Raw genomic sequence first — 7,361 nt, 5'->3', positions numbered from 1 at the left:
CGGCATCACCGATCTTGACCTGCCGGGGAGGCGTGAGGGAGGGGTACATCGCAGACCGAACCTTTCGTGCTGTGGTGCCCCGACCCCACCACATGCCGCTACGGCATGTGCAACAACCCCATCCAGGTGCTACCGAGCCAGGCCCTAGCTGCCGCCGGGACCGATCAAGAACAACGAACCATCCGGGAACACAGAGTCACCACCGGCGGCCAGATAGCTCCCCGCCAAGTGGCCGCCGCTGGGGAATTCCCACTGACCGCCGACAGCGGTGCCGGGGATGTTGTCGGCGGGGTCGCCGGTGAGTGCCCGGTAGTCGGGCCACTGGCGGGGGTGGATGCGATAGCGGCGGTGGATCTCGGCGGCGGTGATGACGGTGCGGTGGGGGGTGAGGACGGTGACGGCGGGCCGTAGGAGTTGGTAGAAGTCCCGGTCGCTGGAGTAGCAGACGACGGATCGGCCCGCCTGGACGGCGCTGGTGGTGGCGGTGGCGATGATGTCGTCGCCTTCTATCTCGTCGGTCTCTGTCCAGTGGACGGCTGCGGCGTCGAGCGCTCGTTTGACGTCGGGTAGTGCGGTGATGGGGGTGTGGTCTGCGCGAGCCCGGTTCGCCTTGTAACCAGGCACGGCGGTGGCGCGCCGGGCGGCGGCGTGTTCGCCGTCGAAGACGACGACGAGTTCGTGGTCGGGTGCGTGGAGGCGGTGGGCTTTCGCATGAGGGCGAGAAACCCGAACACGCCGGTCAGGTCGCAGGTCTTGTCGCGGCTGGTGATCCGGGCGGGGAATCCGAACCACGCGCGGTAGAGCAGCTGGTGCCCGTCGACGAGGAGCAACCCGGTCACCGGCCCTCCCCGGGTGCGGGAGGGCCGGTGATGACGCGGACTCCCGGCCACCGCTGCGCCGGCTGGTGCCGGGCAAGCCGCTCGTGGGATGTTTGTTCGCTGACGCGGGTGGGGTTGCGTCGCCACACGCCGTCGAGAAGATCGTCGAGGCCGTGCGGGGCGCAGACCATGATGTGGTCGTCCGGGTCGAGGTGGATCGCGACGGCCGTGGCGTACTCGGGCCAAGTCGCGACCGCCTCGGTGATGCCGCGAAACGGCGGGACGGGCGGCCCGCCGAATCGTCGCGGGTACCAAGTGTGCACGGCGGCCTGGTTCTTCGCCTCCCACGGCAGGCCCGGCTCGGCTGTGGCCAGCCGGGCGGTGGCCCGGTCGTCGTTGTCCCGGCTCAGGTCGGCAGGGTCGAAGAACGCCACGTCCACATCCCGCACCGCGCGCAGGTCGAACCCCGTGCCGTAGCGGTGTCCCCAACCCAGGTCGCGTAGGACACCCGCGCCGATCCACGCGTCGGGCAGCCCCGAGTCCCGCACCACGGCCAGCGCCCGCATCAGCGGCATGTCGGCCCTGACCAGTTCCCGTAGCTCGTCGCCGCGCTCGATGTCTGCCGGTTCCGCCCGGCCGGCGGACAGCGCCGTCATGGCCGTTCCGGCCCGTCGGGGTGGTTGTGGCGCATGCGCTGGGCGAGGTAATCGCCCAGCGATGTCGCGTACGGCACGTCTGGATCACCGGTCATGCCGGCCGGAACGTAGTGGGTGCGGCGGAAGGCGTCGACGAACACGGTTGGGGGTGCTCCTGCGCGGAGTGCGGTGGTGATCGCGGTGGACAGGGCGTCGGCGAGCCCGGCCAGGGTGGAGCCGTATGTACCGACCCTCAGGTCGACGTGACCGAGTTCGCCGCTGGGCGCGACGGCTGTGGTCAGCCGTCCCGGAACACCATCGATCACGAACGTGCTGGTCACCTCGGTTGTCCGTCGAGACGTCGGCAGCGTGTCTCTCATCAATGTGACCTTTCTTCTCTGGTACGCCTTGAATGCCTTGTGGCGGACACGGCGGTTCTGAGCTGCGGAGTTCCGGTCCGAGGGCGGCGTCAAGGAGTCTCCGTCGCGGTGGTCGGCTGGTCGGCTTTGCGGGCGCAGTGGGGGCATCGTCGTGGGCAGGGTGTCTGCGGTACGGCGGTGGTGAGGCCGCTGGTGTGCAGGATCGTGGTGACCGTCTGGGCGAAGGTGCTGGTCTCGCCAATGACGGTTTCCCCGGGGGTGTCGAGCAGGTCGTGGTGGGTGTACCAGGTGCGCATCTCGGCGGGGGTGACGGGGATCGGCTCGTCGCGGCTGAGGTGGCGGCGGACGGTCTCGTCGAAGGACACATCCAGGTAGAACACGGCGACCGGGCCGGGATGGTCGTCGATGAGCTGATGCAGCACGGCCGCGTAGCGTTCGGTGTGCAGGATGCCTTCGAGGATGACGTGGTAGCCCAGGTCGAGGGCCGTGCGCGCAGTCGCGGTGATGAACGCTGGGGCGACCGGGTCGATGCGGGCACTGTCGTGTTCCCTGAGCACGATTCTGCGCAGGTAGTCCTGTTCCAGCAGCGCCGCACCGCGCCCGAAACGTAGCCGGACCTCCCGGGCCGTCGTGGTCTTTCCGCTGCCGGAGTTCCCTCGAATGATCACCAACGTGGGCGGCGGGGGCTTCGTGGGGTTCGGCGTCGTCATGGCGTGCTCCGTCAGGCGGTGGCGGTCTGGCGGGGCACCACTGCGGCGGGCCCGGTGGTGTCGTAGCCGGCGGCTTGTAGGGTGAACAGTTCCGCGTACCGGCCGTCGGCGCTCATGAGCTGGTCGTGGGTGCCGGCTTCGACGAGGCGGCCGTGGTGCAGGACGTAGATGCGGTCGGCGTGGCGGACGTTGGCCAGCCGGTGGGTGATCAGGATGGTGATGCCACGTCCCTGCCGGTCCCGGATGGCCTGGAACAGGGCGTCCTCGGCGCGGGGGTCGAGGGCGGACGACGGTTCGTCCATGATGAGCACGTCGGCGTCGCGGAGGAACCCGCGGGCAGCGGTGATGCGTTGCCACTGGCCGCCGGAGAGGTCCTGCCCGCCGGCGAAGGTGCGGTCGAGCAGTGTCTCGTACCCGTGGGGCAGCTCGGTGATCATGTCGTGGGCGACGGCGCGTTCGGCGGCGGCCTCGATGCGGGTCTGCTCGGCGTTGGTGGTGATGTCGCCGACGGCGATGTTCGTGGCGGCGGTGAAGGGCCACTTGTGGTACTCCTGTGTAACGACCCCGATCCTCGCCCGTAGCGCGTCGGTGCCCCAGTCGTCGGCTGGTCGGCCGTTGTATCGGATGGTGCCGCCGGTGGGGGTGCGCAGGGTGGCGATCATGGTGGCGAGGGTGGACTTGCCGGAGCCGTTCTCCCCGACGAACGCCACCGTCTGCCCCGCCTCAATGGTGAGGCTGACCTGGTCGACGGCTGCGGTGGCGCGGTCGGGGTAGTGCAGGCTGACCGCGTCGACGGTGATCTCCTCCAGGCGGTCCGGCGCTGGCGTGCTGGCGGTCGGGTCGGTGTGGGTGGGCAGGTAGTCGGTGGCGCGGGTCATGAAGCCGGTGTAGTCGCGGAAGTGCTGCCCTTCGGTGTAGACCCGGTCGACCTGGAAGGTGACCACCGCGAGGGACCGTTGCGCGGACTGGACGGCGATGACGCAGGTCGCGGCGGCGGCGAGGGGAATCTGCCCGTCTATGAGCAGCAGGCCGAGCAGGACGTAGACCACGGCGGTCGCCACGCCGCCGATCATCGCGCCGACGGTGGTGGTCGTGGTGACCCGCCGTGCCAGGGCGAGTTGGATGCCGGTCTCGACGGCCATGACCCGGTCGTACTGGTCGAGGAGGAACCCGCGCAGGCCGTAGGAGCGTAGTTCGGGGGCGGAGTCGCGTTCGGCCATCAGCCGGTGCAGCAGCCACAGCCGACGTCGGCGTACCGAGCCGGCGGCGTAGGTCTGGTAGCGCAGGTGCCCGGCGCGCAGCGACGCCCACCCGTTCGGCACCGTCGCCACCAGCAGGGCGAGCAGCAGCAGCGGGTGGACCACCACGACAGCGACCGCGACGGCGAGGACACCGGCGAGGCCGGCGAGCAGGTTCATCGACGCCTGCACCAGGCCGGTGGTGGAGTTCGCGCCACGGGAGGCGCGTTCCATGTCGTCGGCGAACGCGTCGGCGTCGAACGCCTCCAACCGCACTGCGGTGGTCACCTCGAACAGCCCGCGTTCGACCTCCCGGTCCACCTTCGGGGTCAGGCCGTTCTGCGCGTACCCCATGGCGGTGGCCATGCCGGCGCGCAACGCGGTCACCGCCGCGAGCGCGGCCAGGGCGGGCAGCGCGGCGGTGACCTTGTCGGCGGTCGGCCCGCCGGCGAACAGCTCTACCAGCACCCGCTGCGCGGCGAGGAGCCCGAACGCGGCCATCACTCCCGCGCCGACCGTCGTGCCCGCCACGACCGACGTCCGTGCCCGGTCGGCGCGCCAGCTCACGACGAGCGCGGCCCAGACTAGGCGGGGCAGCTCGGAGAAGACGGCGAACAGGCCGGCCTGTGCCCTGGCCCGTACCCCGGTCTCCCACCAGACTTCCCGCAACTCGGGCAGTACGGAATCCCGCTGTGGCGGTTCGGGACGGGCGGGCGTCCGGTCGGGGTTAGCGGTTCTGGGCATGGCGGTACCTCCCGTAGGTGGGCAGGGTGAACGACGGTGGTGGCGTTTCGATGGCGGACGGCGGGCCGCTCAGGCCCCGTCGGTGGTCTCGGCTGGCGCCGCCGAAGCCGTGCCTCCTGCGGGAAGTGCCCCGGTCGGCCTGCGGTCAGGTGACCCGGACGCCGTCTTCGAGGTAGGAGCAACATCCGTCAGCGCGGGCGCGTAGCGCCTCGGCGATCCGGCGGGCCAGCAATGGCCGTAACCGCCGGGCGGTCTGGGGCGGGTCGGACCACGCCCAGCCCTTCAACTCCCCGGGCGGCACCACGATCCGTTCCGTCGCGGTGGCGTCGAGGGTGCCGCCGTCGTAGACGACCATGACGCCCTCGGTGCGCCCGTCGCGGGCGGGTACCCAGTCCACGACGAGCAGGCGGCCTGGCGTCAGGTCCACGCCGAGTTCCTCCCGGCACTCCCGGACCGCGGCCTGGTACGGCGACTCGTCCGCCTCGACGCACCCGCCGGGGATCTCCCACTCCGCCTTGTAGACGGGTTCGACCAGCAGAATCCGCTCGTCCGCGTCGGTGATCAGCAGCCCGGCGGCCATCCGCTTACGGGGCAGATCGGCGGTGACATCGCGGCGTTCGGAGGGCATGCGGAGACGGTAGGGCGCGGCAGGGGCGACACGCCCGCAGCGCCGTGCGCCGACATTGTCGGCAGATTCCGACACCAACTCCGACAACGCCAGCACCGCCGCCCCGACCTGCCGACAGCGATGTCGCAACCCGCGTAACCACCGCCGACAGCCGGGCGAGGCCGTCGCCGGCAGCTCGGAAAGTGTCACCCGGGGCGGCTATGGTGTTCGCTCATCGTGACCGCGGCAACCCGGGGGTGGCAACGATGGTCGACCACGACGAGCTCACCGCCGCCCGCCGCGCGCTCGGCCGCCACCTCGCCCACCTGCGCAAAGACGCCGGCCACACCCAGCACGGGCTCGCCCGGCTCGTGCAGTACGGGCGCAGCTCGGTGGCGAACACCGAGACCGGCCGGCAGCATCCCGAGCGCCCGTTCTGGACCCGCTGCGACCAGGTGCTGCGCACCGGGGGTGTGCTGACCGCCGAGTACGACCGCATCGTCGACCTACACCACCGCCGCCACCGCCCGGCGGATCCCTCCGGCAGCACCAGCGCGGCGGCGTGGTGGGAGCCCGAGGACGCCATCACCGCCCGCCGGTCGGCACTGACCACCGCCACCGACGACGACATCCGGCTGACGCACCTGGAGGACGAAGTCCGGCAGGCGATCGCCGACAACGAACGCTGCCCACCCGCCACCCTCGTCGCCCGGCTACGTCCCCTGCGGGTCTGCGTCGACCAGCTGATGGACGCCCGGCAGCACCCGCCACAACGCGCCCGGCTCCACACCGCCGCCGCGCACCTGTCCGGTCTCCTCGCCGCCCTCGCCCTGGACCTGCGCGCCTTCCGCGTCGCGCACGCCTACGCCGCCGAAGCGTTCGACCTCGCCCACGCCGCCGAACAACCCGACACGCAGGCCTGGGCCCGCGCCACCCAGAGCCTGATCTCCTTCTACACCGGCCACCACCGCGACGCGCTCGCCTACGCCGAAGACGGCCTCCGCCACGCCGGCACCGGCCCACACCGCATCCGCCTCACCGTCAACGGACAGGCGCGGGCACTCGCCCACCTCGGCGACCGGGCCGGCGTCGACCAGGCCGTCGGCCAGGCATTCGACCTGCTGGCCCAGCACCCGTCGGACGGGAAGGTCAGCACCAGCCTCACCCTCGGCCCGTACTGCCCCACCCGGGCCGCGGCCAACGCGGCGACCGCCTACCTGGCCCTCGGCCAGACCACCGACGTCGCCGGGCACCTGACCACCGCCATCGCCGCCTTCGACACCGCCCAGCTACGCGGCCCGCAAGCACTCAGCCGCCTCGACCTGGCCACCGCCCACCTTTACGCCGGCGACCCCGACCAGGCAGCCGAACTGGCGTTGCAGGCGCTCGCCCTCACCGCCGAGCACCGCTTCGAATCCGTCCACCAACGCACCCACCAGTTCCTCACCGCCGCCCACCCCCTGCGCCACCACCGACGGATACAGGACGTCGCGGACCTGCTCGCCAACCGCGCACACCCCCACACACCGCCACCGGCGGGCCTACGATCGCCGACATGAGCAGCCGGGAACTGACCAGCCTGCGGCAGCGGTGGACCGCCTACCATGACCTGCCCACCCTCACCGAGCACTGGTACTGGCGTCCCGGCTGGCACGCCGGCCGCCACTTCTACACCTGGCACCTCACCTTCCAACAGCAGCCCGCGCTCCACCACCACGTCACCGACCTTCAACAGCAACTAGCCCTGCTGCCGGGGTTGGACCTGGTGCCGCTCGACGGCCTGCACCTGACCACCCAGGGCATCGGCTTCACCGACGAGGTACCCGACAACGACATCCACGCGATCGTCGCCGAAGCCCGCCAGCGGTGCGCAGCCCTGCCACCGCTGGAGCTGGCCCTCGGACCCGTGGACCCTGACGCCGAAGGCATCGGCCTGCTCGTTCAACCCTGGAACCCCGTCGAGCAGGTCCGCACCACCATCAGGGCCGCGATCGCCGCAGTGTGGCCCACCGTTCCCGAACCAGCCGACGGGTTCCGGCCCCACGTCACCATCGCCTACAGCGGCGCGCCCACGCCCACCGCGCCGATCCGCGCCCGTCTGGCTGAACTGCGGCACCTACCCCCCGTGACGGCGACGATCAGCGAGGTCTCACTGATCGCACTACGCCGGGAAGACCGCACCTACCGATGGTCGACCGTGGCGACCGCGCCCCTGAACGGATGACGCCA

Annotated in this window: 8 protein-coding genes; 2 read left to right on the top strand and 6 right to left on the bottom strand. The window is 71.3% G+C overall.

Translation table 11 applies throughout. The features are described 5' to 3' along the window. Nucleotides 1–144: 144 nt before the first annotated feature. From H1A17_RS25950 to H1A17_RS25925, 6 genes are all read right to left on the bottom strand, one after another. Nucleotides 145–792 carry a hypothetical protein gene (locus H1A17_RS25950; protein ID WP_194823111.1) on the bottom strand — a complete coding sequence of 216 codons (648 nt, stop codon included), beginning with the start codon at nucleotides 790–792 and terminating at the stop codon, nucleotides 145–147. 43 nt (nucleotides 793–835) lie between these two features. After that, nucleotides 836–1,474 (bottom strand): nucleotidyltransferase family protein, encoded by a 639-nt coding sequence (locus H1A17_RS25945; RefSeq protein ID WP_194823110.1) that lies wholly within the window; start codon nucleotides 1,472–1,474, stop codon nucleotides 836–838. Then, nucleotides 1,471–1,794, bottom strand: coding sequence for a hypothetical protein (locus H1A17_RS25940; protein ID WP_194823109.1), 324 nt, complete (start codon nucleotides 1,792–1,794; stop codon nucleotides 1,471–1,473). Before H1A17_RS25940 ends, H1A17_RS25945 begins: the two co-directional genes overlap by 4 nt. A gap of 128 nt (nucleotides 1,795–1,922) precedes the next feature. After that, on the bottom strand, nucleotides 1,923–2,543 hold the full coding sequence (locus H1A17_RS25935) for an AAA family ATPase (RefSeq protein ID WP_194823108.1): 621 nt from the start codon (nucleotides 2,541–2,543) through the stop codon (nucleotides 1,923–1,925). A gap of 11 nt (nucleotides 2,544–2,554) precedes the next feature. Further along, a complete protein-coding gene (locus H1A17_RS25930; protein WP_194823107.1) occupies nucleotides 2,555–4,525 on the bottom strand; it encodes an ABC transporter ATP-binding protein in 1,971 nt (656 codons plus the stop codon). 145 nt (nucleotides 4,526–4,670) lie between these two features. Further along, a complete protein-coding gene (locus H1A17_RS25925; protein ID WP_228544239.1) occupies nucleotides 4,671–5,153 on the bottom strand; it encodes an NUDIX hydrolase in 483 nt (160 codons plus the stop codon). A gap of 245 nt (nucleotides 5,154–5,398) precedes the next feature. Here H1A17_RS25925 and H1A17_RS25920 point away from each other — a divergent pair, with 245 nt between their 5' ends. After that, the gene (locus tag H1A17_RS25920; RefSeq protein ID WP_194823106.1) at nucleotides 5,399–6,691 is read left to right on the top strand and encodes a helix-turn-helix transcriptional regulator; all 1,293 of its coding nucleotides are present in this window, start codon (nucleotides 5,399–5,401) and stop codon (nucleotides 6,689–6,691) included. Continuing rightward, nucleotides 6,688–7,356, top strand: coding sequence for a 2'-5' RNA ligase family protein (locus tag H1A17_RS25915; protein WP_194823105.1), 669 nt, complete (start codon nucleotides 6,688–6,690; stop codon nucleotides 7,354–7,356). The genes H1A17_RS25920 and H1A17_RS25915 overlap by 4 nt, the downstream gene beginning before the upstream one ends. Nucleotides 7,357–7,361 lie beyond the last annotated feature (5 nt).

It is taken from the genome of Micromonospora sp. S-DT3-3-22 (genome assembly GCF_015354745.1).
GTDB lineage: Bacteria > Actinomycetota > Actinomycetes > Mycobacteriales > Micromonosporaceae > Micromonospora > Micromonospora wenchangensis.
The sequence above is the reverse complement of the archived record's forward strand: the minus strand, read 5'-3'. Positions and strand labels throughout refer to the sequence as shown.